The organism is Streptomyces sp. NPDC051913 (assembly GCF_044593635.1).
Lineage (GTDB): Bacteria > Actinomycetota > Actinomycetes > Streptomycetales > Streptomycetaceae > Streptomyces.
Genome location: NZ_JBIUCI010000007.1, coordinates 96,193 through 122,089, shown reverse-complemented (window position 1 = coordinate 122,089; position 25,897 = coordinate 96,193). Strand labels below are relative to the sequence as shown.

Here is a 25,897-nt window from a genome sequence, read left to right as displayed (position 1 = left end):
GCCGATCGCGGAGGCTCCGAGCACCCGGCGGCGCGTGAGGGTTTTCCTGTGGGTGCTCAAGGGCCCGGATCCGTCATGCTTGAAGGTTCACTCACTCGTACGAAAGATCGGAGGAGGTGAACTTGCAGTTGGTTCCGTCAGGACCCGAACCGATCTCGGTCGGCTCCGCGCCCGTGTTGTTGCCCTTGAAGCGGGTGCACGTCTTGATCTTCTTGCTGCTGTCGCCGTGGATCCGGACCTTGCGCAGCGCGGCCGTGTCGCCGTAGTTGGAGTTGATGCCGACGATCGACTTGCCGGGCGCCGTGACGTCCACGTCGTTGATGATGATCGTGCGCTTGTACTGCGTCTTGCAGTTGCCGCAGGAGCGCACCAGCTTGCCGAAGTTCTCCACCTGGAACTTGGAGACGACCAGCTTTCCGGCGCCGTTGAACTGAAGGACCTTGTCGGAGGCGTTCTTCGCGCCGCCGCCGTAGACCGTGTACACGGCCGAGGAGGACTTGCCCTTGAAGCTCGCCGCGTCCTCGCCGACGTCCAGCCACCACACGTTCTGCAGCGTGCAACTGCCCAGGCAGTGCACGCCGTCCGCGGCCGGTGTGCCGATGATGACGTTCTTCAGGGTGGCGCCGTCGGCCAGCTCGAAGATCGGGCCCTGGTCCTCGTCCTGGCTGTCGCTGCCCAGCTCGCCGGAGCCGTAGTACTTCACGTACTTGCCGTCCAGGGTCCCGGACACCTCGATCGTGGAGGACACGGCCTTGCTGCCGGTGGCCGTCGGCCAGGAGGAGGCGGCGCCGGCGGTGGACAGCATCGTCGTCGTGACAATCGCCGCGCCGGTGAGGGTGAGGGCGGACGCCCCGGCGATCACCGCCCGCCGCTTGGTCGTCCGGCGGCGGTGGCGGACGCGCTGTTCAGCTCGTGCAGTCATGCCCATTCCTTGCGTGGGAGAGGATCCTTGCGTCTCCTGGTCGCCACGGGTGGGGAAAGGGTTGCCGCGTCTGCGGAACTTCTTCACGAACCTCGGGAGGAGGTGCCTACGAGTCGCCCTCGTCGGATGCGTCGTCGTCGCTGTGGGACGCGAAGTCGCCCTTCACCGCGAGCTGTTCGCCGCCCGCCGTACCGGTCGCCGTGTAGCTGTCGTCGGCCGCGTCCCGACCGCCGCGCTCATGGTCGTACTGCCCCGCGAACACCCACTCGCCCTTGGCGACCTTGCGGCCCTCCTTGAGCGTCCAGGTGTAGACGAGGAAGCCGTCCTTCTCCTCGGTGGTGAGGGTGAAGTCGTCCTCCGGCAGCGAGCGCCAGGCGCCCGCCGAGGTCACCCCGCCGGTCTGCGCGATCTTCAACTGCACGGTGAGCGCGGTCAGTTCCTCGGAGGTCTTCAGGGTGATGTTGCTCTGCGCCCAGAAGTCGTTGCTGTGCGGGTCCACCGAACCGTCCGACCACAGCGGGCCGTCCTCCTCGCCGGAGGCGGTGACCGGCGGCTGCACGGTGGCGGTCGCGGAGGGCGCCTTCGACGTGGGGGTGGTGCGCGGCTTCTCGGTCCTGGGCGTCTTGTCCGGCTCCGGCGCCGAGGGACGGATCGGCGCCCGGCTGGTCGCGTCCGGCGACGGCTCGGGGGTCGCCGTGGTGGCGACGGTCTGCTGCGGGGAGTCGTCCTTCACGGCCGACGCGACCGCGTAACCGCCGATGCCGAGCACACACGCGACCGCCGCCGTGGCGGACACCACCCGCACCCAGCCGAACACCGGCGGCCGGGTGGCCCGGTGGTCGGGGCGGCCCTGCTCGGCCATGCCGCGCTCGATCCGCGCCAGGATGCGCGCCCGGTCGGGCTCGTGCTGCCCTGCCGCCTCGTGCAACCGGGCGCGCAGCTCGTCGTGCACGTCCTGCTGCCTCATCGGTTCCGTCCTACGGTCTCGCCGCCGCGCGCCATCGCCACGTGCACCTTCTGGGGAACGCCCTGGGAGCCGAGCAAACGCTGGAGCTCGGCCATCCCCTTGGACGTCTGGGACTTAACCGTACCCACGGAAACACCGAGGGCGAGAGCGGTGTCCTTTTCCGACAGGTCGAGCGCGTGCCGGAGCACCACACACGCCCGTTTGCGGAAGGGCAGCCGACGCAGCGCGCCCTGGACGTCCACGACCCCCGCTATGTCCGGGTTCTCCGTCTTCTCCTCGCGCTGCGACCAGAACAGCGCGATCCGCCGACGCTCCCGCACCGCGCTGCGGATGCGCGTCCGGGCCAGATTGGCGACGACACCACGGGCGTACGCCACGGGATGGTCGGCGGCGCGCACCCGGTCCCAGCGGTGCCACAGTGCGAGCAGCGCGTCCGCCGCGAGGTCGTCGGCGGCGTCCGACTCACCTGTCAACAGGTGCGCGAGGCGCGACAGTTCGGCGTAGTGGCGCTCGAAGAAGGCATGGAACTCCACGGAGGCGGCGTCGTCGACGACAGTGCCCACGGACGTCCTCTCTGTGCGTGTCATGTGAATGACATGTGATCATCCGGCGGCGGCCCGGATGAGATCGGGAAGCGTAGCAGTGATCGAACGCTCAGCTCGTACGGGGCTTCGAACGCAGTCTGACGGGTCGACGCCGATTCCGTAACACGTTGAAAACCTGAAACGGGTTCAACACGGGAACAATCCAGCCAGCATCCGCGCACCGATCATTCAGGCAACAAGGAGCACAGCCATGTCCGAGACGAAGAGACCGGCCGACCGGCCAACCGCCCCACCACAGGCGGCGAACGGCGTGGACCGGTACTTCAGGATCTCCGAACGCGGGTCCACCTTCGGCCGGGAGATACGCGGCGGATTCGCCACGTTCTTCACGATGGCCTACATCCTTGTCCTGAACCCCATCATCCTGGGCAGCGCGAAGGACAAGTTCGGCCACCAGCTCGACGCCGTCCAACTCACCACCGCCACCGCCCTGGTGGCGGCGGTGATGACGATCATCATGGGCGTCGGTGGCAATCTGCCCCTCGCCCTCGCCGCCGGCCTCGGCCTCAACGCGGTCGTCGCCTTCCAGATCGCCCCGCTGATGAGCTGGGACGACGCGATGGGCCTGGTCGTCCTGGAGGGCCTGCTCATCTGCGTGTTGGTGGTGACCGGTCTGCGAGAGGCGGTGATGCACGCGATCCCGCAGTCGCTCAAGCAGGCGATCAGCGTCGGTATCGGTCTCTTCATCGCGTTCATCGGCTTCGTCGACGCCGGTTTCGTCAGCCGCATCCCGGACGCCGCGAACACCACGGTCCCGGTGCAGCTGGGCGGCACCGGCTCACTCGCCGGATGGCCGATTCTCGTCTTCTGTCTCGGCGTCCTGCTGACCATCGGACTCCTCGCCCGCAAGGTGAAGGGCGCGATCCTCATCAGCATCGTGACGATGACGATCCTCGCGATGATCATCAACTCGGCCGCGGACGTGAAGAGTTGGGGGCTGACCAGCCCCGCCTGGCCCGACAAGCTGGTCGACACCCCTGACTTCGGGCTGCTCGGTCACTTCAGCCTGTTCGGCGCGTTCGACGCGGCGGGCGTCGGCATCATCACCGTCGTCCTGCTGATCTTCACCCTCGTGCTGTCCGACTTCTTCGACACCATGGGCACGGTCGTCGGCATCAGCGCGGAGGCAGGACTGCTGGACGAGGAGGGCAAGGTGCCCCACCTCGGCCGCGTGCTGCTCATCGACGGCGCGGCGGCGGTCGCGGGCGGCGCGGCGTCCTCGTCCTCCGCGACGTCCTACATCGAGTCGGCGGCGGGCGTCGGCGAAGGCTCGCGCACGGGCTTCTCGAACCTGGTCACCGGCGGGCTGTTCGGGCTCGCGCTGTTCCTGACACCGCTGCTGACGATCGTGCCGCTCCAGGCGGCGGCGCCGGCGCTGGTCGCGGTCGGGTTCCTGATGATGACGCAGGTCAAGAACATCGACTGGGACAAGTACGACATCGCGATCCCGGCGTTCCTGACGATCGCGGTGATGCCGTTCACTTACTCGATCACCAACGGTATCGGCGCCGGGTTCCTGGCGTACGTGGTGATCAAGGTGGTGCTGGGGAAGGCGAAGGAGATCCACTGGTTGCTGTGGGGGACCTCGGCGCTGTTCCTGATCTACTTCGCCATCGACCCCATTGAGCAGGTGCTCGGGGCCAAGTGAGGCACGCTGCGCGACCAGCGCGGGTTCGTCGTGGCTGGTCGCGCAGTTCCCCGCGCCCCTGAAGGCCCTTTACCGCACCGCTGCTTCCATCATCGCCCTGGCCACGGGGGCGGCCAGGCCGTTGCCGCTGACCTCCGAGCGGGCCGCGTTCGACTGTTCGACCAGCACCGCCACCGCGACCTCCTTGTCCCCGTTCTTGGCGTACGACGTGAACCAGGCGTACGGCGTCTCGCTGTTGTTCTCGCCGTGCTGGGCCGTGCCCGTCTTGCCGCCCACCGTCACGCCGTCGATCTGCGCGTTCGTGCCCGTGCCGTCCTCGACGACCGTCTGCATCGCCGACTGGAGCTGCTCGGCGGTGTCGGAGCTGACGACCTGCGTCGTGCTCGCCTCGTCGTCGTAGTCCTTGAGGGTGTCACCGCCGCTGTTGGTGATCGTGGACACCATGTGCGGGCTGACCATCTTGCCGCCGTTGGCGATGGCCGCGGAGACCATGGCCATCTGGAGCGGGGTCGCGGTGACGTCGAACTGGCCGATGCCGGTGAGGGCCGTGGACGAGTCGTTCATGTCCGAGGGGTACACGCTGGTGTAGGCGCGGACCGGAACGTCCTGTTCCTTGTCGTTGAAGCCGAACTTCTCGGCCATCGCCCGCAGCTTGTCCTGGCCGAGGTTGTACGCCATCTTCGCGAAGACGTTGTTGCAGGAGTACCGCAGCGCGGTGCGGATCGAGGCGTTCTCGCACGGCGCGGACTTGTTCTCGTTCTCCAGCGGGGTGACCGTGCCCGGCAGGGTGTACGGGTCGGGGCTCTTGGTCTTCTCGTCCACCGACGAGTACAGCCCGTCCTCCAGCGCCGCCGCAGCGACGACCAGCTTGAACGTCGAACCCGGCGCCACCGGCTGCCGCAGCGCGCGGTTGGTCAGCGGTTTGTCGGAGTCCTTGTTGAGCTTCTTCCAGGCCGATCCGGCGGTGTTGGCGTCGGTCAGCGAGGACGGGTCGTACGACGGGGTGGACACGACCGCGAGGATCTTGCCGGTCTTCGGGTCGATCGCGACGGCCGCGCCCTTCTTGTCGCCGAGCGCGTCATAGGCGGCCTTCTGCACGTCCGGGTCGATCGTGGTGACCACGTTGCCCGGCTCGGCCCGCTGGTTGGTGACCGTGTCCATGACGCCCTTCAGGCGGCTGTCCGAGCCGTTGAGGAGGTCCTGGTAGATGCCTTCCAGCTGGGTCGGCGCATACGCCTGCGAGGCGTAGCCCGTCACCGCCGCGTACAGCTCGCCGTCCTTGTACGTGCGCTTGTACTCGAGGTCGCTCCCTGTCGTCTTCGCGGAACCGGTGATCGACTCACCGGCCACGATGATGTTCCCCAGCGGAGACGAGTACGTCTCGATCACGTTCCGCCGGTTGTCGCTGTCGTCCGCCAGCGCCTGGCCCTCGTAGAACTGCACCCAGGTCGCCCGCACCAGCAGAGCGAACACCAGCAGCAGCGCGAAGACCGACGCGCGCCTGATCGTCTTGTTCATCCCGCACTGGTAGACGAGCGGCCCGGAGTGAATCGTTCCCTTGCGTCCGGATTTCTCATCGGACGTTCATGTGCGACGGCGGGGCTACGGCGGTGTCAGGCGTCCAGCCTCAGCACGACCTCGTCGATCTCCTCGCCGCGGGCATGGGCGTAGCCCCGGTCATGGGCCGACAGCCGGAACCCGCACTTCTCCAGCACCCGCCGTGAACCGGCGTTGTCCGCCGCCGCGCGGGCGTAGAGCGGGCGCTCGGTGATCTCGGCGAGCAGCGCCCCGAGGGCCGCCGTGGCGATCCCGCGCCCCCAGTAGGCGCGGTCGACCCAGTAGGTGACCTCTCGCTCGCCGGGCTCGCCGTACACCGCCGCGCTGCCCACGACGTCGCCGTCGACCAGGATCGTCCGGTTGTCGGCGTCGGAGGCGAGCACCCGTTTCCAGTGCTCGTCGAACGCGGCACGGTCGGCCGGGTCCCTGGGGACGAAGGCGGCCATGTGCAGGGACTCGGGATCGTTCATCTGCCGGAAGAAGACCGGCAGATCACTGTCGTGGACCTCTCGGAGCGCGATCTGCATGCCTCAGAGCCTACGGGTGGCAAGTGTCAGCCGGTCCCGAGCGTCGAACAACGCGTCCTTCACCATCTGCTCGTGGGCGGGCGTCAGCCGCGCCACCGGCACCGAGCAGCTGATCGCGTCGCGGGCCGGGGTGCGATAGGGGATCGCGACGCCGAAGCACCGCAGCCCCAGCGTGTTCTCCTCGCGGTCCACGGCGAAGCCCTGCTCCCGCACCTGGTGGAGCTCCTCGATGAGCTTCTCCCGGTCGGTGATCGTGTTCTCGGTCAGCGCCGGGAGCGTCTCCGGGAGCATCTTGCGGACCTGTTCGTCCGAGTACGTGCTCAGCAGCGCCTTGCCCAGCGACGTCGAGTGCGCCGGAAGCCGACGGCCGACCCGGGTGAAGGGCCGCAGATAGTGCTGGGACTGACGCGTCGCGAGATAGACGACGTTCGTACCGTCGAGCCGCGCCAGGTGGATGGTCTCGGTCGTGTCGTCCGACAGCCGGTCCAGCGTGGGCCGCGCCGCGGCCACCACCTCGTCGCCGTCGATGTAGGAGGTGCCGACGAGCAGGGCCCGCACCCCGATGCCGTACCGCGTGCCCGTGGCGTCGGTCTCCACCCAGCCGAGCTCGACCAGCGTGCGCAGCAACATGTAGAGGCTGGACTTCGGATATCCGACGGCCTCCTGGACCGCCGCGAGGGAATGCATACCGGGGCGTCCGGCGAAGTATTCGAGCAGTTCAACCGTCCGTACGGCGGACTTGACCTGCGCGCCGCCCCCCGTCTCGCCAGCCGACATCGCCCTTGACCCCTTCGTTCGACGGGAAATAGTCTCCAACAGCATATTCACCATCAGAGACAGCGTTCAGTATATCGAACGACCCTGGTGGGTGACCCAGTACTGCGGCATTACATGTGTGGAGGGACCCGCGGTGGCAGCAGCACCAGTCTGGAGTGTCGACCCCCGAACCGGGAAGCAGCGTGAACAGGTTGCGGTGGAGGCCACAGCCCAGGAGGTCGACGCCGCCGTCCGCGCCGCGCACGACGCCCGGGCCTCCCTGGCCGACCGCACCGTCCGCGCCGCGTTCCTGCGCACCGCCGCCGACAAGCTGGAGGCGGCCAAGGACCAGCTCGTCGAGGCCGCCGACGCGGAGACCGCGCTCGGCCCGGTCCGCCTCACCGGCGAACTCGCCCGCACCTGCTACCAGCTGCGGGCCTTCGCGGGCATCGTCGACGAGGGCGCCTTCCTCGACGTCGTGATCAACCATCCCGACGACACCGCCACCCCGCCGATCCCGGACCTGCGCCGCTACAAGGTGCCCCTCGGCGTCGTCGCCGTCTACTCGGCCTCCAACTTCCCCTTCGCCTTCTCGGTCGCCGGCGGCGACACCGCGAGCGCGCTGGGCGCCGGCTGCCCCGTCGTCGTCAAGGCCCACCCCGACCACCCCGGCCTGTCCGAGCTGGTCGCGGCCGTGCTGCGCGCCGCCGCCGCCGAGCACGGCATCCCGGCGGGCGTCGTCGGACTCGTCCACGGCTTCGAAGCGGGCGTCGAGCTGGTGAAGCACCCGCTGGTCACGGCGGCCGGCTTCACCGGCTCCATCCGCGGTGGCCGCGCGCTGTTCGACGCGGCGGCGGCCCGCCCGGTCCCGATCCCCTTCCACGGCGAGCTGGGCTCCCTGAACCCCGTCGTCATCACCGAGGCCGCCGCCGCCGAGCGCGCGGAGGCCATCGGCACCGGCCTGGCCGGCTCGATGACCCTGGGCGTCGGCCAGTTCTGCGTCAAGCCGGGCCTCGTCCTGGTGCCGGCCGGCGCCGCGGGCGACGGCCTGGTCAAGTCCCTCACGGACGCCGTCAGCGACACCGCCTCCGGTGTCCTGCTCGACCACCGTATGCGGGACAACTTCATCGCGGGCGTCGCCGAGCGCGTCGAGCTGCCCGAGGTCGAGTCCCCGGTGACGCCGGGCGCGGGCGGCGAGCACACCGTCAGCGCGGGCTTCCTCACGGTCGCCGCGGAGAAGCTGGCGCAGGAGGGCGCGTACGACCTGCTGCTGGAGGAGTGCTTCGGTCCGGTGACCGTCGTCGCCCGTTACGAGGACGACGCGCAGGCCCACGCCGTGCTGTCGCGGCTGCCGGGCAACCTCACGGCCACGGTTCACCTGTCGGCCGAGGAGGCCGCCGGTGAGGGGCGTGGCGCGGAGATCCTCGCGGAGCTGACGCCGCTGGCCGGGCGTGTGCTGGTCAACGGCTGGCCGACGGGTGTCGCCGTGGCGGCGGCCCAGCATCACGGTGGGCCCTACCCGGCCACGACGTCCACCTCCACTTCCGTGGGCGGTACGGCTATCGAGCGGTGGATGCGGCCCGTCGCGTATCAGGGGGCGCCGGAGGCGTTGCTGCCCGTGGAGTTGCGCGATGACAATCCGCTGGGGCTTCCTCGTAGGTTCAACGGGCGTTTGGAGCGGTAGTCGCCGTAGGGGTGCGGGGCGCGTTGCGGGGTGCCGGTACGTTGTGGCTGGTCGCACAGTTCCCCGCGCCCCTAGGTAGCTCCCCTCGCCCTGAGAGAAATTGGTCATGGACGTCGAACTCTCCGAACTGCCTTTTCCCCTCCGTACTTATGGGCCCGACGGGCACTGGTCGTACGAGGACGGGGTCCTGACCGGCTGGGCCGGGCCCCGGCAGGACCGTTTCGTGCCTCCCACCGCCGAGGGGCTCGATCCCGCCTCCGACGCTCCCCGGCTGCTCGGGGCGCCGGAAGGGGACTTCCAGCTGATAGCCCGGGTCACGGTCGGGTTCGCCGCGGCCTTCGACGCCGGGCTGCTCTACGTCCATGTCGGCGACCGGGCCTGGGCCAAGCTCTGCCTGGAGTACTCCCCGGATGTGGCCACCGTCTGCACGGTGGTCACCCGGGGGCACTCGGACGACGCCAACTCCTTCACCGTGGAGGGCAGTTCGGTCTGGCTCAGAGTGAGCCGCACCGGGCGGGCGTTCGCCTTCCACGCGTCCCGCGACGGCAAGCACTGGACCTTCGTCCGGCTCTTCACCCTGGGCGAGGAGAAGGAGACCGGCGCCGCCCTGGTCGGCTTCATGACGCAGTCGCCGATGGGGGAGGGGTGCGTGGTGACGTACGACCACCTGGAGTTCCGCCCTAACTGGATGCAGGACCTGCGAGACGGAAGCTGACCAGCCAGGTCACCGCGAAGAGGGCCGCGCTGATGGCCAGGCTCAGCCGCATCCCGGCCACGAAGCCACCGGCCACCAGCGCCCCGAACACCGCGATGCCCAGCCCTCCGGCGACCTGCCGGGCCGCGTTGAGGACGCCCGCCGCGAGACCCGCACGCTCGGCCGGCACCGCCTCCATCATCAGGGTGGTGAGCGGCGGCACCGTCAGCGCGCAGCCGAGGGCGAGCGGCACGAGCAGCGCCGCCACCAGGGCCGCGGGCGTGGTCTCGTCGACGTACAGGAGCAGCAGCAGCCCGACGAGCGCGAGGCCCTGGCCGACCAGCATGGGCAGCCGTGCCCCGTACCGGCCGGCCAGCTTGCCCGAGAGCAGGTTCGTCGCGCCGATCAGCGCGGACATCGGCAGGAACATCAGCCCGGCGTAGAGCGCGGAACGCCCCTGGACCTGCTGGAAGAAGAGCGAGAAGACGAAGACGGAACCGTAGAACGCCACGCTGCACGCCGCCCCCACCGCGACCGCCACGGAGACGGTCGGACTGCGGAACAGGCCGAACGGGACGACGGGATGGGGATGCCGCAGCTCGATCCGGGTGAAGGCCACAGCGGCCGCGATCGCAACTCCCGAGGCCACCAGCCCCATTGACCCGCCCTCGATCACGGCGAACGTCAGCGAGGCCAGCGTCACCGCCGCCGCCACCTGACCCGGCAGATCCAGCGGCGCGGGACGACGCGGTGAGCGCGGCGCGCGCACCAGCAGCGCCAACGCCACCGCGCCCAGCGGCAGGTTGACGAAGAAGATGCCTCGCCAGTCCCAGGCGGCCGTCAACGCACCGCCCGCGACCGGGCCCAGGGCCACCGCGACGGACCCGCCTGCGGCCCAGACGGCCACCGCACGGGCACGGCGGGCGGGATCGTCGTACGCCTGCCGCACGAGCGCCAGCGACGCGGGCAGGACGACGGCCGCGGCCACCCCCTGCACCACCCGCGCACCGATCAGCGCGGGGAGGGTGGGGGCGAGACCGCAGGCCGCCGAGGCGAGGGTGAAGACGGTGATGCCGATGCCGTACGCCCGGCTGGCCCCGGCCCGGTCGGCGAAGGCGCCGGTGGACAGCATCAGCGCGGCGAACGCGAGGGTGTAGGCGTCCACGACCCATTGCAGACCCGACATGCCGCCACCGAGCGCGGAGCCGATGGAGGGGAGTGCCACGTTGACCACGGACGCGTCGAGGGTGATCAGCGCGAAGCCGAGAAGGGCGGCGGCGAGGGTGAGGGCGGGGGAAGGTTTCAACTCGGGCGAATCTTTGGTCAGTTGATGATCCATGAGCGTCTCGTCCGTTGGCATGTCCTCATGCTGCGGATCTTCGGGGAAGTACAGTAGTGGCCTGAATGCCATGCATCCGGAGGTTCTGGCCATGTCGCAGCAGCGGGGACCGCACCGCATCGCCGTCATCGCGCCGTCGCCGGTCTCGATGTTCAACCTTGCCATTCCGGAGCTGCTGTTCGCGAAGGTGCGGCTCGACGGGACACCTGGCTACGAGGTGACCGTCTGCACCCCGGACCCCGGCCCGGTGGCCACCACGGGCGGGCTGGAGCTGCAGGTGAGCCGGGGCCTCGAAGCCGTCCGTGCCGCCGACACGGTGCTGCTCGCCGGCACGGGGGAGCGCTACGCGCCGGACCCCCGCACGGTCGCCGCCGTACGCGAGGCGGCCGGCGCGGGCAAACGGGTCACCTCCATCTGCAGCGGCGCCTTCGTGCTGGCCGAGGCGGGGCTGCTGGACGGCCGCAGCGCGACGACGTACTGGCAGCTGGCGGACGAGCTGAGGGTCCGCTATCCGGCGCTCGACCTCAAGGGTGACGTCCTGTACGTCGAGGACGGCCAGATCCTCACCTCCTCCGGCTACGCGGCCGGCATCGACATGTGCCTGCACATGATCCGCACGGACTACGGAGCGGCCACCGCCAACGAGGTCGCCCGTCTGGCCCTGGTGGCCCCGGTCAGGCCGGGCGGCCAGACCCAGTTCACCCACACACCGCTGCCGCCCGAACGGGGCACGGCCTGCGCCGACACCCGGGGCTGGGCCATGCGCAACCTCGACAAGCCCCTCACCCTCACCGACCTCGCCCGCCACGCGGGCGTCAGCGTCCGCACCCTCACCCGCCGCTTCCACGCGGAGAGCGGTGTCAGCCCGCTCCAGTGGCTGCTCCACCAGCGTGTGGAGCGAGCCAGGGAACTCCTGGAGACCACCGCCCTCCCCATGGACCAGGTGGCCAGATCCGCCGGGCTGGGCACAGCGGACTCCCTCCGCACCCACCTGGTCCGCCGCACCGGCCTCACCCCGACGGCGTACCGGACCCAGTTCAGCCGCGTCGGAACGAAGACCGCCGCCCCCCGGCGCGGCCCAGCCCACCGGGGAATGAACCCAGCTGCTTGAACGTTCACCCACCATCCCCGCCGACCTGGAGAAAGAGCCGAGAACATGCGCGTCGAGATCTGGAGCGACATCGCCTGCCCCTGGTGCTACGTGGGCAAGGCCCGCTTCGAGAAGGCGCTGGAGGCCTTCCCGCACCGCGACGGCGTCGAGGTGGTGCACCGCTCCTTCGAGCTGGACCCCGGCCGCGCCAAGGGCGACGTGCAGCCCGTGATCAAGATGCTCACCAAGAAGTACGGCATGAGCGAGGCCCAGGCCCAGGCCGGCGAGGAGAACCTCGGCGCCCAGGCCGCCGCCGAGGGTCTCGCGTACCGCACCCGTGACCGCGACCACGGCAACACCTTCGACATGCACCGTCTGCTCCACCTCGCCAAGGAACAGGGCAGGCAGAACGAGCTGATCCAGGCCTTCTACCAGGCGAACTTCGCCGAGGAGCGCTCCGTCTTCAGTGAGGGCGACGAGCGCCTCGTGGAGCTGGCCGTCGCCGCCGGCCTCGACGCCGACGACGTCCGCAAGGTCCTCGCCGACCCCAGCGCCTACGCCGACGACGTCCGCGCCGACGAGCGCGAGGCCGCCGAGCTCGGTGCGAACGGTGTGCCCTTCTTCGTGCTGGACCGCAAGTACGGAGTCTCCGGCGCCCAGCCCGCCGAGGTCTTCGCGCAGGCCCTGAGCCAGGCCTGGGGCGAGCGCTCCCCGCTCCGGCTGATCGACCAGAGCGGCCAGGGCGACGCGGAGGCCTGCGGCCCCGACGGCTGCGCGGTACCGCAGCGGTAGAGAACCCCAGCTCGGGACCCATCTATAAGCATCACTTAGCGAAACCACGCAGAAATCGGCAATGGACGGGGAGTTCCCGGAAGCCCACAGTGGGTCCATGGAGACCTTCGAGAGCCTCGTCCGTGCCGAGTTCACCCCGAAGAACACCTACCTCAACACCGCGAGCACCGGCCTGCTCCCGGCCCGGGCCGTGGCCGCGATGCGCACCGCCGTGGAGTCGTCCGCCGCCGGTGACCCGACCGACATGTTCGGGGACGTCGAGGCGAGCCGCACCGCCTACGCCCGCCTCGTCGGCGTGCCCCGCAGCCGGGTCGCGGCCGGTGCCTCGGTCGCCGTCTACAGCGGCCTGATCGCCGCGTCCCTCCCCGAGGGCGCCGAAGTCCTCACGGCGGAGGGCGACTTCAGCTCCCTGGTGAACCCCTTCCACGTCCGCGCCGACCTCAAGGTCCGCAGCGTCCCGCTGGCGCGGATCGCCGAGTCCGTCCGCCCCGGCACCGCCCTGGTCGCGGTGAGCGCCGCCCAGTCCGCCGACGGACGGATCGCCGACCTCCCGGCGATCCGTGAGGCCGCGCGGACGCACGGGGCGCGCACCTACGTGGACGCCTCCCAGGCCGCCGGCTGGCTGGCCCTGGACGCGAACGCGTACGACTACTCCGCCTGCGTCGGTTTCAAGTGGCTCGTCTGCCCGCGGGGTGTGGCGTTCCTGGTCGTCCCGGAGGACCTCGGGGGACTCACCCCGCTGTTCGCCGGCTGGGTGGCGGGGGAGCGTCCCTGGGACGCGTGTTACGGCCCGATCGACGAACTCGCCCACTCCGCACGGCGGTTCGACGAGAGCCCGGCCCTCTTCTCCTACGCGGCGGCCCGCCACTCCCTCGAACTCCTGGCGGAACTCGGCGTGGACGCCATCAGGGCCCATGACCTCGCCCTCGCCGACCGTTTCCGCACCGGCCTGTCCGCGCTCGGCCACACCCCCGTGCCCTCCCCGGGCGCCCCGACCGTCTCGGTGCCCGGACTCGGCCACCGCCAGGGCGAGTTGAGCGCGGCCGGGATCGAGGTCTCCGACCGCGCGGGCAACCTGCGGGCCGCCTTCCACCTCTACAACACGGACGAGGACGTGGATCGCCTGCTGGACGCACTGTCCGTGCTGCCCTCCTGAACGGGCGGGCAGCTCCCCTGGCTGTAGACGTCGTCGGCCCGGTCAGTCCTCGGTGCCCTTGCCGCAGAGGTTGTTCTCGACCTTCACCAGCAGGTCGAGGAGCTGGCCGCGCTCGGCCGATGTGAGGCCGGTGAGGGTGTTCTCCTCCAGGACGCCCCAGGCCTTCTCGACCTCGGTGAGCAGATGGGCGCTGGCGTCGGTGGCCTCGACGAGGACCGCGCGGCGGTCCGCCGGGTCGGGCAGGCGCCGGACGTGGCCCGCCTGCTCCAGGCGCTGGAGCATCTTCGTGACCGTGGACGGGTCGAGGTCGAGGAGCCTGATCAGCTCCGACTGGCGGGCCGGGCCACGCTCCCACAGGTGCATCATCACCAGCTCCTGACCGGCGTGCAGCCCCAGCCCGCGCAGCAGCTTCCCCGCGGCCTTGCGGTGCAGCCGGGCGGCGCGTGAGAGCGCGTGGCTGACCGGCCCGTCGTGGGCCGCCGAGGGCAGCTCGGTACACGCGGGGCGGGTCTCCGCCTCCTTGGTGGCCTCCATCGGGCTCCCCGTTCTCGCCGTTCTCGCAGGTTCCTGCCTGGAAGGATACGCGCCCGTGGAATTTGCTTGGCCGACCAAGGAATGGGCTAGGGTGGCTCCCGGTTGAATTACTTGGCCGACCACATAAACCGGCCGCGCGCAACGCCTGTCGTATCGCGCCCGTCGCCTCAGGAGCCTCCATGACCACCGCGTTCGACCCCGTCGACCTCGCCGGCACCCCGCTCGCCAACCGCATCGCGATGGCGCCGATGACCCGCAGCCGGGCCGGCGCCGGCGGCCTGCCGACCGAGCTCACCGCCGAGTACTACGCCCAGCGCGCCTCCGCCGGGCTCATCGTCACCGAGGGCATTCAGCCGTCCCTCGTCGGTCAGGGCTACCCCGACACCCCGGGCCTGCACAGCGCCGAGCAGGTCGCCGCCTGGCGCACGGTGACCGACGCCGTGCACGCCGCCGGCGGCCGGATCTTCGCCCAGCTCATGCACACCGGCCGGATCGGCCACCCGGTGCTGCTGCCCGACGGGCTGACCCCGGTCGGCGCCTCACCGGTGGCCGCCGACGGGCAGGTCTTCACCCACGAGGGCCCGAAAAGGTACGTCGTCCCGCGCGAGCTGACCGGGGACGAGATCCGCGCCACCGTCGACGACTTCGTCACCGCCGCCCGCAACGCGATCGAGGCGGGCTTCGACGGCGTGGAACTGCACGGCGCCAACGGCTACCTGATCCACCAGTTCCTCGCCCCCGGCTCCAACCACCGCACCGACGAATGGGGCGGCTCCGTCGAGAACCGCATCCGCCTCGCCGTCGAGATCGCCCGAGCCGTCACCGCCGCTGTCGGCGCCGACCGCACCGGCCTGCGGCTGTCGCCCGGCAACCCCCTCAACGACATCCACGAGCCGGACCCGGAGCCGACGTACACCGCGCTCGTCGCCGCGCTGGAGCCGCTGGACCTGGCGTATCTGCACATCATGGAGGTCGGTGAGATCCGCGACCTGACCCTCGCCCTGCGCAAGCTGTTCGGCGGCGTCCTCGTCCTCAGCCCCGCCTCCGAGGGCCCGACGGGGCCGGACGCCCTCACCCTGGTCGAGGAGGGCGTCGCCGACCTCGTCGCCTACGGCCAGCTGTTCCTCGCCAACCCCGACCTGCCGTCACGCCTGCGCACGGGCGGACCCTTCAACGCCCCCGACCGTACGACGTTCTACGGCGGGGGCGCGAAGGGCTACACGGACTACCCGGTACTCAGCGGACGGGAGTGAAGTCCCGTGCTCCGATGAACTCGGGGCGCCTGACGGGAGCCGCGAACGGCTCCACGGCCGCGTTGTCCACGCTGTTGAACACGATGAAGACGTTGCTGCGCGGGAACGGCGTGATGTTGTCGCCGGACCCGTGCATGCAGTTGCAGTCGAACCAGGTCGCCGAACCGGCCTTGCCGGTGAACAGCTTGATGCCGTACTCCCCGGCCATCGCCGTCAGCGCCTCGTCCGACGGCGTGCCCGCGTCCTGCATCTGCAGCGACTTCTTGTAGTTGTCCGTCGGCGTGGCCCCCGCGCACCCGAGGAAGGTCCGGTGCGAGCCGGGCATGATCATGAGCCCGCCGTTGGTGTCGTGGTTCTCGGTCAGCGCGATCGAGACGGACACCGTCCGCATGTTCGGCAGCCCGTCCTCGGCGTGCCAGGTCTCGAAGTCCGAGTGCCAGTAGAAGCCGCTGGCCCCGAAGCCCGGCTTGACGTTGATCCGGGACTGGTGGACGTACACGTCCGAGCCGAGGATCTGCCGGGCCCGCCCGACGACCCGCTCGTCCCGCACCAGCGCCGCGAACACCTCGCTGATCCGGTGCACCTCGAAGACCGAGCGGATCTCCTTGGTCTTCGGCTCGACGATCGAGCGTTCGTCCGCGCGGATCGCCGGGTCGGTGACGAGCCGCTCCAACTCCCGGTGGTAGACGGCCACTTCGTCCTCGGAGATGAGTTCGTCGAGGGCGAGGAAGCCGTCCCGCTCGTACGACTGGAGGTCGAGGGACGAGATCGGGCCGGGCGTGTCGGGGGAGCCCCAGACGACGGGGTCCTGGCGCGGGACGGTGACCTCGGCGGCGCCTCGGCTCGGGTACGGATCGGTGATGGTGGTCATCGGGCTCAGCCCTCCTCGGTCAGCAACGGATAGACACCGTTCTCGTCGTGGTCCTCCCGTCCGGTCACGGGCGGGTTGAACACACAGATGCAGCGGAAGTCCTCCTTGATCCGCATCGTGTGCCGCTCGTGCCCGTCGAGGAGGTACATGGTCCCGGGCGTGATCGTGTACGTCCGCCCGGTCTCGTCGTCGGTCAGCTCTGCCTCGCCCTCGACGCAGACGACCGCCTCGATGTGGTTCGCGTACCACATCGACGTCTCCGTACCCGCGTACAGGATCGTCTCGTGCAGCGAGAAGCCGACCCTCTCCTTGGCGAGGACGATGCGTTTGCTCTCCCAGGTCCCCGACGCGGACCTCACGTGCCGGTCGGTGCCTTCGATGTCCTTGAACGAACGGACGATCACGGTGCTGCGATGCCTCCTAGATTGGCGCTTCTTCTTCGGTCCGACGGTCTCCCGGTCAGACGGTCTCCCGTACGGCGCGGGCGAGGACGCTGAGTCCCTCGTCCAGCTCGTCGGGGCTGATCGTGAGCGCGGGAAGCAGCTTCACGACCTCGCTCTCGGGGCCCGACGTCTCGATGAGCAGCCCGAGTTCGAAGGCCCGCCGGGCGATCCGCCCGGCCCGGCCCTTCTCGTGGAACTCCAGGCCCCACACCAGCCCGCGCCCGCGGTACTCCTTCACATCGGCGAGGTTCTCCTCCGTGATCGCGATGAGCCCCTGCTCGATCTGCTCGCCGCGCGCACGGGTCTGCTTCTCCATCGCCGAGCCGTCGGCCCAGTACATCTCCAGGGCCGCGGTCGCGGTCACGAAGGCCGGGTTGTTGCCGCGGAAGGTGCCGTTGTGCTCGCCCGGCTCCCAGACGTCCAGCTCGGGCTTGAACAGGCACAGCGACATCGGCAGGCCGTACCCGCTGATGGACTTGGAGACGGTGACGATGTCGGGCGTGATGCCGGCCTCCTCGAAGGAGAAGAAGGCACCGGTGCGTCCGCACCCCATCTGGATGTCGTCGACGATGAGCAGCATGTCCTGCCGCTCGCACAACTCCTTGAGAGCGCGCAGCCATTCGGGCCGTGCGACGTTGATGCCGCCCTCGCCCTGCACGGTCTCCACGATCACGGCGGCGGGCTTGTTGAGCCCGGAGCCCTGGTCCTCCAGGAGCCGCTCGAACCACAGGAAGTCGGGGACGGTCCCGTCGAAGTAGTTGTCGAACGGCATGGGCGTGCCGTGCACCAGCGGTACGCCGGCCCCGGCCCGCTTGAAGGCGTTGCCGGTGACGGCGAGGGAGCCGAGCGACATGCCGTGGAAGGCGTTGGTGAACGACACGATCGCCTCGCGCCCCTTCACCTTCCGGGCCAGCTTGAGCGCGGACTCGACGGCGTTGGTGCCGGTCGGGCCCGGGAACATGACCTTGTACGGCAGATCGCGCGGGCGCAGCACCAGGTCCTGGAAGGTCTGCAGGAACGCGCGCTTGGCGGTGGTCGACATGTCGAGCCCGTGCGTGACGCCGTCGCGCTCCAGGTAGTCGATCAACGCCCGTTTCAGGACCGGGTTGTTGTGCCCGTAGTTCAGCGAACCGGCGCCGGCGAAGAAGTCGAGGTACTCGTGGCCGTCCTCGTCGTACATACGGCTGCCGTGCGCGCGGTCGAAGACGGTGGGCCAGCCGCGGCAGTAGCTGCGCACCTCGGACTCGAGGGTCTCGAAGACGCTGAGGTCGGGCTGGGTGATGGTCACGACGAATCGCTCCTCGTTAGGCGTGGGGGGAGTACGGGGGTCGTCAGCGGCCGGTCGGGGGGAGAGGGGACCGGCGCGGTCGGGGGTGAGGGAAACCGGCGCGGTCAGGGGGAGAGGGGACCGATGCGGTACAGGACTTCGGGGTCGTGCGGGCCGTCGGGGAACAGGCGCGTCGGGAAGAGCACCTCGCGCTCCAGGGAGGCGTCGTGCCGCTCGGCGAAGGCGCCGAACAGCCGCTCCGAGGCGGTGTTGCCGGGGGTGATGGTGGTCTCGACGCTCGTCACGCCGTACTCGCCACCGACCCGCTCGACGAGCCCGTCCAGCAACGCGGCGGCGATGCCGCGCCCGCGGTAGGCGTCGTCCACGGCCACCTGCCAGACGAGCAGGGTGCGCGGACGGTCGGGTCGCACGTAACCGGTGACGAACCCGACCGGTTCCCCGCGCCCGTCCCGGGCGACGGCCGAGGTGGCGGCGAAGTCGCGGCACCACAGCAGATAACTGTAGGACGAGTTCAGGTCGAGGGCCTTCGAGTCCCTCGCTATCCGCCACAATGCGGCACCGTCCGTCACGGACGGGCGGTCGATTTTCAGGTCGTTCTGCGGGTGGGCTTGCAGGTCTGCTGGTGAGGCAGTCATGCGGATTGAATTTACCGAGGGAAATTAAAAAATGCATGGCCGGGCGGGGTTACATGATGGACCCTGTTGTGTTATCGCGCGGGCGCGGGCGTCTGCGCGAGAAGTGCGAGGTATGGTCCTTTATGTCCCGTGCAAAAGGTACGAAAGGGTAGCGATGTGTAACGCGTCACACCCATGTAACCCCCACGAGACCTTCCCGAATCACCCCGCTCGGCGTTCGCGAAATCTTTGCGTTTAGGCCGGGGAAAAGCGGGCAGAAGAAAACGGGAAGCTGTACTGATAAAGAATTCCAGAATTACCGGATAATTAGGCGCCGGTAACTCCGTCGATTCCCTCCCGCAAGAGGTCCGCATGTCCGTTGTGCCGGGCGTATTCCTCGATCATGTGGATCAGCACCCACCGCAGACTGACGTCCGTCCCGGTGAAGGGAGCGTCCACCATCCGCCCGGTGTCGTCGAGGGACCAGCCGACGTACAGCCCCCGCCCGCGCTCGACCTCGCGGCGCCAGACGGCGAGCGCGTCCTGGAGCGTGCGCGCGGGATCGAGGACGTATCCGCTCGGGTCCCCGTCGAACACGGGCGGCAGGTCCAGCCCGCCGATCACCCGCTGGAACCAGTTCCGCTCGACCTCGGCGAGATGCTGCACCAGGCCGAGCAGGGTGAGGGTGGAGGGCTCGACGGAGGCGACCCGCGCCTGTGCGTCGTCGAGCCCCGCGCACTTGAGCGCGAGCGTGGCCCGGTGGAAGTCCAACCAGCTTTCCAGCATGGGGAGTTCGGGACCGGTCAGAAGCGGGACGGGGCGACCGTCAGGGAGGGTGTGGGGTGTGTCGGTGGTCATGCGGGGAGCATGGCACGCACGTCTGACATCCGGGCCCGCCCGGCGTTCGCGGGCGAGCCCTTCGCGGGGCCGGGTCGCCCCGCTACCGCCACTCGCCCTCCACCGCCCGCAACGCCCCCTCCACGTCCACGTCCAGCCCCCGCTCCGCCAGCGCGGCACCCAGCGCCGCCAGACTCGCCCGCACCGCCCCCGGCGTCGCGTCCACCCCGTAGTGGTTGACCCGGATCATCTCCTTGGCCAGCGCACCCCCACCCGCGACCAGCGGCAACGCCGGATCCGAGGCCAGCGCCCGAGCCACCAGCTCGGATGCCACCACCCCGGAGGGCGCCCGCAGTGTCGTCGCCACCGGTGCCGCGTCCCGAGCCTCGTACACGTACGGCTCAAGCCCTCCGCCGAGCGCCACGGCACCCGCCCGAGTCGCCGCGGCGGCCGAGGCGTGCCGAGCCATCACCGCGTCGAGGCCGACCTCCTCGATCCGCTCGACGCATGCCTCGAGGGCCAGCATCTCCAGCTGCGCCGGAGCGTGGAGCAGCGCACGCCGGCCACCGTCGACCCACCGCTCCTTCCAGTCGAGCAGCGCGAGGTACGACCGGCGCGGCGCCCGCGGGTTGGCCGCCATCCGCGCCCACGCCCGCTCGCTCACCGACACCGCCGACACCCCGGCCGGCCCGCCCATCGCCTTCTGCGCCCCGATCACGCACAGGTCGACCCCCCACGCGTCCGGCAGTACCGGCTCCGCGCCGATCGACGCCACCGCGTCCAGGTAGAACAGCGCGCCGTGCTCCCGTACGACCTCACCGATCTCCGCGACCGGGTTGGTGTTCCCGGTCGCCGCCTCCGCGTGCACCAGCGACACGAAGTCGATCGACGGGTGGGCCGCGAAGGCCTCCCGGATCTGCTCCGCCGTGACGGCGCTGTGGAAGGGCACGGCGAGGTCGACGACCGTCGCCCCGCAGTCCCGCAGCCAGTCCCCGAAGGTCTGCCCGTAGGGGCCGGTGATGACGTTCAGCGCGACGGTCCCCGGCCCCGCCGTCCCCCGGATGGCCCCCTCCAGCGGCAGCAGTGCCTCGCCCTGCATGATCACGACGTCCTGCTCGGTGCTCAGCAGCCGCGCCACACGGTCCTCGATCGACGCGAAGTGCGCGGCGCTCAACGGGGCCAGGTCAAGGAACGGGTGCGTCACGGCGGTGCTCTCTTCGCTCACTGGGGTAGACGTGATCGAGGGTAACCGCCCCACGGCAAGCGCCGCCGACCGGTGCTTCTCAGGCTGAACGGCCTCGCGACCATCGCTTTGGTTTGAGAGGCTCAAACGTTTCCTTATAATCGGAACCCACAGTTCCCCCACAGGAGGCTCCCCCGTGAAGACGATCCTCGGGCGCCGGACCCGCACCCTGGCCGCCACCACCGCGACGGCCGGGCTCCTGCTCGTGGCCGGCTGCTCCTCGGACGACGACGGCGGCAGCGGCACCAAGACCGCCGCCGGCGGCGTCGAGCTCGTCAAGGCGGGCCAGCTCACCACCTGCACCCACCTGCCCTACCCGCCCTTCCAGTCGGAGATCGACGGCAAGGTGCAGGGCTTCGACGTCTCGCTGATCGACCTGGTCGCCAAGAACCTCGGCGTGCAGCAGGAGATCCTCGACACCCCCTTCGAGAACTTCAAGACGGGCGCCTTCCTCAACTCCGGCGAGTGCGACGTCGCCGCGGCCGGCATGACCATCACCGAGGAGCGCAAGAAGAACGTCGACTTCTCCGACCCCTACTTCGACGCCACCCAGGCCCTGCTCGTCGACAAGGACAGCGGGATCACCTCCCTCGCCGACGCCAAGGCCAAGAAGGTCAAGCTCGGGGCCCAGGCGCAGACCACCGGCGAGGACTACGCCAAGAGCCAGGGCTTCGACCCGGTCTCCTTCGAGTCCTCCGACGCCGTCCTCAACGGTCTGCGCTCCGGCCAGGTCAAGGCCGTCGTCATCGACTACCCCGTGGTCCAGGGCTGGCTGAAGGACAAGGCCAACTCCGACGCCTTCTCGGTGGCCGAGCAGATCAACACCGGTGAGCAGTACGGCTTCACGGTGAAGAAGGGCAACACCAAGCTCCTCGCCGCCATCAACAAGGCCCTCGCCGACGCCAAGGCGGACGGCACCTACAAGAAGCTGTACGAGAAGTGGATCGGCCCGTACGACGCCTCCGCGGCCTCCGCCTCCCCGTCCGCGTCGGCATCCTGACCCCATGGCCGATACCGACGTACAACTCCAGCCGAAGAAGAAGGGCCTGACCCGGCGTCAGAAGCGCGGCCTGTCGCGCGGCGCGCAGTACGTCCTGTTCGTCGGCGCCGTGATCGCCTTCGCGGTGTCGGCGGACTGGGGCCGGCTCAAGAACCAGTTCGCCCAGTGGGACATCGCGAAGGAGATGTTCCCGGACGTCATCACGCTGGCGCTCAAGAACACCGTGCTGTACACGCTGTCCGGCTTCGTCTTCGGACTCGTCCTCGGCATGGTCATAGCGCTGATGCGACTGTCGTCGGTGGGGCCGTACCGCTGGTTCGCCGGCGTCTACATCGAGATCTTCCGCGGGCTGCCCGCGCTGCTCATCTTCATCTTCATCGGTGTGGCCGTGCCGCTCGCCTTCCCGGGGACCGAGATCCCCGGCGGGACGTACGGCAAGGTCGCCCTCGCGCTCGGTCTGGTCGCCGCGGCCTACATGGCGGAGACGATCCGCGCCGGCATCCAGGCGGTGCCCAAGGGGCAGATGGAGGCGGCCCGTTCGCTGGGCTTCTCACCGGCCCGCGCGATGGTCTCGATCGTCGTCCCGCAGGCGTTCCGCATCATCCTGCCGCCGCTCACCAACGAACTCGTCCTGCTCTTCAAGGACTCCTCGCTGGTGCTGTTCCTCGGCGTCACCCTGGAGGAGCGCGAACTGTCCAAGTACGGCCGCGATCTGGCCAGCCAGACCGCCAACTCCACGCCGATCCTCGTCGCCGGCCTCTGCTATCTGCTGGTGACGATCCCGCTCGGCTTCGTCGTCCGCCGTATGGAGGCCAAGGCCCAGGAGGCGGTCAAGTGACCACCACTGCAGAGATCCAGGTCCAGGGCCTGCACAAGTCGTTCGGCGACAACGAGGTCCTCAAGGGCATCGACCTGGAGATCGGACGCGGCGAGGTCGTCTGCGTGATCGGCCCCTCCGGCTCCGGCAAGTCCACGCTGCTGCGCTGCGTGAACCTCCTCGAAGAACCCACCGGGGGCCGGGTCTTCGTCGGCGGCACCGAACTCACCGACCCCGACGTCGACATCGACGCCGTACGCCGCCGTATCGGCATGGTCTTCCAGCAGTTCAACCTCTTCCCGCACCTCACCGTGACCGAGAACCTCACGCTCCCGCAGCGCCGGGTCCTCAGGCGGGGCAAGGCGGAGGCGGCGAAGGTGGCCGCCGAGAACCTGCAACGGGTCGGCCTGTCCGAGAAGGCCGGCGCCTACCCGGCCTCCCTCTCCGGCGGCCAGCAGCAGCGCGTCGCCATCGCCCGCTCGCTGTCCATGGGCCCGGAGGTGATGCTCTTCGACGAGCCGACCTCCGCACTCGACCCCGAACTCGTCGGGGACGTCCTCGCGGTGATGCGGATGCTCGCGAACGAGGGCATGACGATGATGGTCGTCACCCACGAGATGACCTTCGCCCGCGAGGTCGCCGACCGGGTCGTCTTCATGGACGCTGGAGTGATCGTCGAGGACGGCACCCCGGCCCAGGTCATCGGCAACCCCGCCCACGAACGCACCCGCCACTTCCTCTCCCGCCTCCTCGACCCGGCGATGGCCGACGTGGAGGAGGAGACGTCGGACCAGGTGGGCGACGAGAGCGAGCAGGAGTGAAGCGGGCGTGGACGTGCCAGGGGCTCGGTGCCCGTGCCGCCGAGGGGGCGCCGCCCTGGGAGCCGTGATCCGCTGACGCTCCTACTAAGGTGCGAGGCATGAGCGAGCGCGCGGTGTTGCACGTCAAGGGGCGGATCCTGGTCGGGCCCGAGGAGGTTCGGGAGGAGCTCTGGGTCGTCGGTGGACGGATCACCTACGACCGCCCCGTCGGCGCCCGTGACGTCCGTACCGTCGTCGGCTGGGCCCTGCCGGGGCTGGTCGACGCGCACTGCCATGTCGGCCTCGGCCCGCACGGGCCGGTCACGGAGGACGTCGCCGAGAAGCAGGCGCTGGCCGACCGTGAGGCCGGCACGCTTCTCGTCCGCGACGCCGGTTCGCCCTCCGACACCCGCTGGATCGACGACCGCGAAGACCTGCCGAAGATCATCCGGGCCGGCCGGCACATCGCCCGCCCCCGCCGCTACATCCGCGGTTACGCCCACGAGATCGAGCCGGCCGACCTGGCCGCGTACGTCGCCCAGGAGGCCCGGCGCGGCGACGGCTGGGTCAAGCTGGTCGGCGACTGGATCGACCGCGAGGTCGGCGACCTGGCGCCGCTGTGGCCGCGGGACGCGCTGGAGTCGGCCATCGCCGAGGCCCACCGCCTCGGCGCCCGGGTCACCGCCCACTGCTTCTCCGCGGACTCCCTCCCCGACCTGGTCGGCGCGGGCATCGACTGCGTCGAGCACGCCACCGGGCTGACCGAGGAGCTGATCCCGCTCTTCGCCGAGCACGGCGTGGCGATCGTCCCGACCCTGGTCAACATCGCGACCTTCCCGCAGCTCGCGGCGGGCGGCGAGAACAAGTTCCCGCAGTGGTCGGCCCACATCAGGCGGCTGCACGAGCGGCGCTACGACACCGTGCGCTCCGCCTACGACGCCGGCATCCCGGTGTACGTCGGCACCGACGCCGGCGGCACCCTGCCGCACGGCCTGGTCGCGGCCGAGGTCGCGGAACTGGTCACCGCGGGCATCCCGCCGGTCGAGGCCCTCGCGGCGACGACCTGGAAGGCCCGCGCCTGGCTCGGCCGCCCCGGCCTGGAGGAGGGCGCCGCGGCCGATCTCGTGGTGTACGCGTCCGATCCGCGCGCCGACGTACGGGTGCTGGCGGACCCCCAGCGGGTCGTCCTCAACGGACGGGTCGCCGCCTAGCCCACGTTGACGCAGCGTGACCAGCCATCGACCTGACTCGTTCTGCACTCCGCGCACGCGCCGCCCCGTCAACGGACGCGCTCGCACAGAAGGGGGTGCGGGGGTGACTTCGAGGAACACTCGTGCCGCCCGATTCGAAAAAGTTCACGGAAGCACCACGTTGGGGTGAAGTCCCGTCGGACTGCTGACTGTTCACTCTCAGTGCGTAATTCTTGCCGGGTCCCGAGCAAGTCTCCTCTGAGGGGTCCCCACCTTGAACGGCAAGAACTTCCGTATGCCCGCACGCCGTCTCGCGACCGTCGCGACGGCCACCGCCCTGGCCGCAGGTCCCGCGGTCCTGGCCGGCGCGGGCTCCGCACACGCCACCGGCGACGAGGGCCGCGCGAGCGCCGTCGTGCTGCGCACCGGGCTCGACGTGTCCCTGCTCAACAAGACCGTGAACGTCCCGCTCGCGGTCTCCCTGAACGAAGTACAGGCACCGCGGAGCGCCGAGAAGACCGCGCTGACCGCCCAGTTGAACGGCGTGAACAACGGCCAGGCCTTCAGCGTGCTGAACGCCGAGGTGGCGTCGGCGAAGGCGAACGTCACCGCGACCAGGGCCGAGGCCTCGACCGACCTGGCCCACGCCAGGCTCCACGTCCCCGGCCTGCCCCTGCTCTCCGTCATCGAGCTCGGCGCGGTCAAGTCCGAGGCGGTCTGCGAAGCCGGGAAGCCGCCGGTCGCCACGTCCGACGTGCTGGGCGATGTCACCGTCCTCGGCAAGAAGGTCACCCTGACCGCCGGCGGCCCGACCGAGGTGAAGGTCCCGGGAGTCGGCGAGGTCCGCCTCGACCTGTCCAAGCGCGAGACCACCTCCCGCACGGCCGCCGCCACCGCCCTCGAACTCACCGTCTCCGTCAACCCGTTGAAGCTCAACGTGGCCGAGGTCGAGGGCACCCTGACCCTGGCGAAGGCCACCTGCGAGTCCCCGAAGGCAACGGCGGCCTCCGCGGCACCCTCCGAGACGCCGGCCGGTGATGTGAAGCCCCAAGGCGCACCCGCCGAGGCCGGGTTGGCGGAGACCGGCGGCAACTCCCTGACCCCGTACATCGCGGGCGGCGCGATCGCCCTGCTCGTCGCGGGCGGAGGGGCGGTCGCCGTGGCCCGACGCGGCAGGAACTGACCGCGCCCCGACCCACCACCCGCCCGGTCCGGCGCCCACCACCCACCCGGTCCGACGCCCACGACTGCGTCCTCAGGGCCCCTGCAC

The 25,897-nt window shown here is 70.1% G+C and carries 26 protein-coding genes; 12 read left to right on the top strand and 14 right to left on the bottom strand.

Features of this window, described 5'->3' with window-relative positions:
* Positions 1-91 precede the first annotated feature (91 nt).
* From ACIHIX_RS22390 to ACIHIX_RS22380, 3 genes are all read right to left on the bottom strand, one after another.
* Entirely contained in the window at positions 92-922 is an 831-nt protein-coding gene (locus tag ACIHIX_RS22390; RefSeq protein ID WP_399958822.1) for a pectate lyase, read from the bottom strand.
* A 106-nt stretch (positions 923-1,028) separates the two neighbouring features.
* Entirely contained in the window at positions 1,029-1,889 is an 861-nt protein-coding gene (locus ACIHIX_RS22385) for a hypothetical protein (protein WP_399958820.1), read from the bottom strand.
* A complete protein-coding gene (locus tag ACIHIX_RS22380) occupies positions 1,886-2,452 on the bottom strand; it encodes a SigE family RNA polymerase sigma factor (protein ID WP_399958818.1) in 567 nt (188 codons plus the stop codon). Before ACIHIX_RS22380 ends, ACIHIX_RS22385 begins: the two co-directional genes overlap by 4 nt.
* Before the next feature lie 232 nt (positions 2,453-2,684).
* Between ACIHIX_RS22380 and ACIHIX_RS22375 the strand changes: the two genes are divergently transcribed.
* Complete coding sequence (locus ACIHIX_RS22375) at positions 2,685-4,142, top strand: NCS2 family permease (RefSeq protein ID WP_399958816.1); 1,458 nt, start codon at positions 2,685-2,687, stop codon at positions 4,140-4,142.
* Positions 4,143-4,211: 69 nt separating this feature from the next.
* On the opposite strand, the gene ACIHIX_RS22370 is transcribed toward ACIHIX_RS22375, so the two are convergent.
* From ACIHIX_RS22370 to ACIHIX_RS22360, 3 genes are all read right to left on the bottom strand, one after another.
* Positions 4,212-5,660, bottom strand: a complete 1,449-nt coding sequence (locus tag ACIHIX_RS22370; protein ID WP_399958814.1) for a peptidoglycan D,D-transpeptidase FtsI family protein — start codon at positions 5,658-5,660, stop codon at positions 4,212-4,214.
* A gap of 95 nt (positions 5,661-5,755) precedes the next feature.
* Entirely contained in the window at positions 5,756-6,226 is a 471-nt protein-coding gene (locus ACIHIX_RS22365; RefSeq protein ID WP_399958812.1) for a GNAT family N-acetyltransferase, read from the bottom strand.
* A 3-nt stretch (positions 6,227-6,229) separates the two neighbouring features.
* Positions 6,230-7,003 carry an IclR family transcriptional regulator gene (locus ACIHIX_RS22360; RefSeq protein ID WP_030956770.1) on the bottom strand — a complete coding sequence of 258 codons (774 nt, stop codon included), beginning with the start codon at positions 7,001-7,003 and terminating at the stop codon, positions 6,230-6,232.
* Between the two features lie 133 nt (positions 7,004-7,136).
* Here ACIHIX_RS22360 and ACIHIX_RS22355 point away from each other — a divergent pair, with 133 nt between their 5' ends.
* Both ACIHIX_RS22355 and ACIHIX_RS22350 read left to right on the top strand, forming a co-directional pair.
* The gene (locus ACIHIX_RS22355) at positions 7,137-8,666 is read left to right on the top strand and encodes an aldehyde dehydrogenase (NADP(+)) (RefSeq protein WP_399958810.1); all 1,530 of its coding nucleotides are present in this window, start codon (positions 7,137-7,139) and stop codon (positions 8,664-8,666) included.
* Positions 8,667-8,772: 106 nt separating this feature from the next.
* Positions 8,773-9,381: a DUF1349 domain-containing protein gene (locus ACIHIX_RS22350; RefSeq protein ID WP_399958808.1), complete on the top strand. Its 609-nt coding sequence runs from the start codon at positions 8,773-8,775 to the stop codon at positions 9,379-9,381.
* On the opposite strand, the gene ACIHIX_RS22345 is transcribed toward ACIHIX_RS22350, so the two are convergent.
* Positions 9,347-10,720 carry an MFS transporter gene (locus tag ACIHIX_RS22345; protein WP_399958806.1) on the bottom strand — a complete coding sequence of 458 codons (1,374 nt, stop codon included), beginning with the start codon at positions 10,718-10,720 and terminating at the stop codon, positions 9,347-9,349. The genes ACIHIX_RS22350 and ACIHIX_RS22345 overlap by 35 nt on opposite strands.
* A 70-nt stretch (positions 10,721-10,790) precedes the next feature.
* Here ACIHIX_RS22345 and ACIHIX_RS22340 point away from each other — a divergent pair, with 70 nt between their 5' ends.
* The 3 genes from ACIHIX_RS22340 (at position 10,791) to ACIHIX_RS22330 (ending at position 13,737) form a co-directional block, all read left to right on the top strand.
* The gene (locus ACIHIX_RS22340) at positions 10,791-11,810 is read left to right on the top strand and encodes a GlxA family transcriptional regulator (RefSeq protein ID WP_399958804.1); all 1,020 of its coding nucleotides are present in this window, start codon (positions 10,791-10,793) and stop codon (positions 11,808-11,810) included.
* 45 nt (positions 11,811-11,855) lie between these two features.
* Positions 11,856-12,581 (top strand): DsbA family oxidoreductase, encoded by a 726-nt coding sequence (locus ACIHIX_RS22335; protein ID WP_399958802.1) that lies wholly within the window; start codon positions 11,856-11,858, stop codon positions 12,579-12,581.
* Between the two features lie 97 nt (positions 12,582-12,678).
* Positions 12,679-13,737 carry an aminotransferase class V-fold PLP-dependent enzyme gene (locus tag ACIHIX_RS22330; protein ID WP_399958800.1) on the top strand — a complete coding sequence of 353 codons (1,059 nt, stop codon included), beginning with the start codon at positions 12,679-12,681 and terminating at the stop codon, positions 13,735-13,737.
* Between the two features lie 42 nt (positions 13,738-13,779).
* Here the strand turns inward: ACIHIX_RS22330 and ACIHIX_RS22325 are convergent, their stop codons facing one another.
* Positions 13,780-14,271, bottom strand: a complete 492-nt coding sequence (locus ACIHIX_RS22325) for a MarR family winged helix-turn-helix transcriptional regulator (protein ID WP_399958798.1) — start codon at positions 14,269-14,271, stop codon at positions 13,780-13,782.
* Positions 14,272-14,450: 179 nt separating this feature from the next.
* Here ACIHIX_RS22325 and ACIHIX_RS22320 point away from each other — a divergent pair, with 179 nt between their 5' ends.
* Positions 14,451-15,524 (top strand): alkene reductase, encoded by a 1,074-nt coding sequence (locus ACIHIX_RS22320; protein ID WP_399958796.1) that lies wholly within the window; start codon positions 14,451-14,453, stop codon positions 15,522-15,524.
* Here the strand turns inward: ACIHIX_RS22320 and thpD are convergent.
* The 6 genes from thpD to ACIHIX_RS22290 all read right to left on the bottom strand — a co-directional run bounded on the left by thpD (position 15,508) and on the right by ACIHIX_RS22290 (position 20,781).
* Complete coding sequence (gene thpD / locus ACIHIX_RS22315) at positions 15,508-16,395, bottom strand: ectoine hydroxylase (protein WP_399958794.1); 888 nt, start codon at positions 16,393-16,395, stop codon at positions 15,508-15,510. The two genes, ACIHIX_RS22320 and thpD, sit on opposite strands and share 17 nt — an antisense overlap.
* Positions 16,396-16,400: 5 nt before the next feature.
* Positions 16,401-16,799, bottom strand: a complete 399-nt coding sequence (locus ACIHIX_RS22310) for an ectoine synthase (RefSeq protein ID WP_059197275.1) — start codon at positions 16,797-16,799, stop codon at positions 16,401-16,403.
* 55 nt (positions 16,800-16,854) lie between these two features.
* A complete protein-coding gene (ectB, locus tag ACIHIX_RS22305; RefSeq protein ID WP_399958792.1) occupies positions 16,855-18,126 on the bottom strand; it encodes a diaminobutyrate--2-oxoglutarate transaminase in 1,272 nt (423 codons plus the stop codon).
* A gap of 104 nt (positions 18,127-18,230) precedes the next feature.
* Entirely contained in the window at positions 18,231-18,761 is a 531-nt protein-coding gene (gene ectA / locus ACIHIX_RS22300) for a diaminobutyrate acetyltransferase (protein WP_399958790.1), read from the bottom strand.
* 306 nt (positions 18,762-19,067) lie between these two features.
* Complete coding sequence (locus ACIHIX_RS22295) at positions 19,068-19,598, bottom strand: DinB family protein (protein ID WP_399958788.1); 531 nt, start codon at positions 19,596-19,598, stop codon at positions 19,068-19,070.
* An 82-nt stretch (positions 19,599-19,680) separates the two neighbouring features.
* Positions 19,681-20,781, bottom strand: a complete 1,101-nt coding sequence (locus ACIHIX_RS22290) for a pyridoxal-phosphate-dependent aminotransferase family protein (RefSeq protein WP_399958786.1) — start codon at positions 20,779-20,781, stop codon at positions 19,681-19,683.
* 175 nt (positions 20,782-20,956) lie between these two features.
* On the opposite strand from ACIHIX_RS22290, the gene ACIHIX_RS22285 reads away from it, so the two are divergent.
* From ACIHIX_RS22285 to ACIHIX_RS22265, 5 genes are all read left to right on the top strand, one after another.
* On the top strand, positions 20,957-21,820 hold the full coding sequence (locus ACIHIX_RS22285) for a transporter substrate-binding domain-containing protein (RefSeq protein WP_399958784.1): 864 nt from the start codon (positions 20,957-20,959) through the stop codon (positions 21,818-21,820).
* A gap of 4 nt (positions 21,821-21,824) precedes the next feature.
* Positions 21,825-22,658, top strand: coding sequence for an amino acid ABC transporter permease (locus ACIHIX_RS22280; protein WP_399958782.1), 834 nt, complete (start codon positions 21,825-21,827; stop codon positions 22,656-22,658).
* Complete coding sequence (locus ACIHIX_RS22275) at positions 22,655-23,458, top strand: amino acid ABC transporter ATP-binding protein (protein ID WP_399958780.1); 804 nt, start codon at positions 22,655-22,657, stop codon at positions 23,456-23,458. Before ACIHIX_RS22280 ends, ACIHIX_RS22275 begins: the two co-directional genes overlap by 4 nt.
* Positions 23,459-23,556: 98 nt before the next feature.
* Complete coding sequence (locus tag ACIHIX_RS22270; protein ID WP_399958778.1) at positions 23,557-24,648, top strand: amidohydrolase family protein; 1,092 nt, start codon at positions 23,557-23,559, stop codon at positions 24,646-24,648.
* Positions 24,649-24,901: 253 nt separating this feature from the next.
* The gene (locus ACIHIX_RS22265) at positions 24,902-25,810 is read left to right on the top strand and encodes an SCO1860 family LAETG-anchored protein (RefSeq protein ID WP_399958776.1); all 909 of its coding nucleotides are present in this window, start codon (positions 24,902-24,904) and stop codon (positions 25,808-25,810) included.
* Positions 25,811-25,897 lie beyond the last annotated feature (87 nt).

What these genes read in the sequence shown, in the direction of transcription:
- ACIHIX_RS22390 (WP_399958822.1), bottom strand. Translation starts at nt 922, where the DNA reads ATGACTGCACGAGCTGAACAGCGCGTCCGCCACCGCCGCCGGACGACC.
- ACIHIX_RS22385 (WP_399958820.1), bottom strand. Translation starts at nt 1,889, where the DNA reads ATGAGGCAGCAGGACGTGCACGACGAGCTGCGCGCCCGGTTGCACGAG.
- ACIHIX_RS22375 (WP_399958816.1), top strand. Translation starts at nt 2,685, where the DNA reads ATGTCCGAGACGAAGAGACCGGCCGACCGGCCAACCGCCCCACCACAG.
- ACIHIX_RS22370 (WP_399958814.1), bottom strand. Translation starts at nt 5,660, where the DNA reads ATGAACAAGACGATCAGGCGCGCGTCGGTCTTCGCGCTGCTGCTGGTG.
- ACIHIX_RS22365 (WP_399958812.1), bottom strand. Translation starts at nt 6,226, where the DNA reads ATGCAGATCGCGCTCCGAGAGGTCCACGACAGTGATCTGCCGGTCTTC.
- ACIHIX_RS22360 (WP_030956770.1), bottom strand. Translation starts at nt 7,003, where the DNA reads ATGTCGGCTGGCGAGACGGGGGGCGGCGCGCAGGTCAAGTCCGCCGTA.
- ACIHIX_RS22350 (WP_399958808.1), top strand. Translation starts at nt 8,773, where the DNA reads ATGGACGTCGAACTCTCCGAACTGCCTTTTCCCCTCCGTACTTATGGG.
- ACIHIX_RS22345 (WP_399958806.1), bottom strand. Translation starts at nt 10,720, where the DNA reads ATGCCAACGGACGAGACGCTCATGGATCATCAACTGACCAAAGATTCG.
- ACIHIX_RS22340 (WP_399958804.1), top strand. Translation starts at nt 10,791, where the DNA reads ATGTCGCAGCAGCGGGGACCGCACCGCATCGCCGTCATCGCGCCGTCG.
- ACIHIX_RS22335 (WP_399958802.1), top strand. Translation starts at nt 11,856, where the DNA reads ATGCGCGTCGAGATCTGGAGCGACATCGCCTGCCCCTGGTGCTACGTG.
- ACIHIX_RS22330 (WP_399958800.1), top strand. Translation starts at nt 12,679, where the DNA reads ATGGAGACCTTCGAGAGCCTCGTCCGTGCCGAGTTCACCCCGAAGAAC.
- ACIHIX_RS22325 (WP_399958798.1), bottom strand. Translation starts at nt 14,271, where the DNA reads ATGGAGGCCACCAAGGAGGCGGAGACCCGCCCCGCGTGTACCGAGCTG.
- ACIHIX_RS22320 (WP_399958796.1), top strand. Translation starts at nt 14,451, where the DNA reads ATGACCACCGCGTTCGACCCCGTCGACCTCGCCGGCACCCCGCTCGCC.
- thpD (WP_399958794.1), bottom strand. Translation starts at nt 16,395, where the DNA reads ATGACCACCATCACCGATCCGTACCCGAGCCGAGGCGCCGCCGAGGTC.
- ectA (WP_399958790.1), bottom strand. Translation starts at nt 18,761, where the DNA reads ATGACTGCCTCACCAGCAGACCTGCAAGCCCACCCGCAGAACGACCTG.
- ACIHIX_RS22295 (WP_399958788.1), bottom strand. Translation starts at nt 19,598, where the DNA reads ATGACCACCGACACACCCCACACCCTCCCTGACGGTCGCCCCGTCCCG.
- ACIHIX_RS22280 (WP_399958782.1), top strand. Translation starts at nt 21,825, where the DNA reads ATGGCCGATACCGACGTACAACTCCAGCCGAAGAAGAAGGGCCTGACC.
- ACIHIX_RS22270 (WP_399958778.1), top strand. Translation starts at nt 23,557, where the DNA reads ATGAGCGAGCGCGCGGTGTTGCACGTCAAGGGGCGGATCCTGGTCGGG.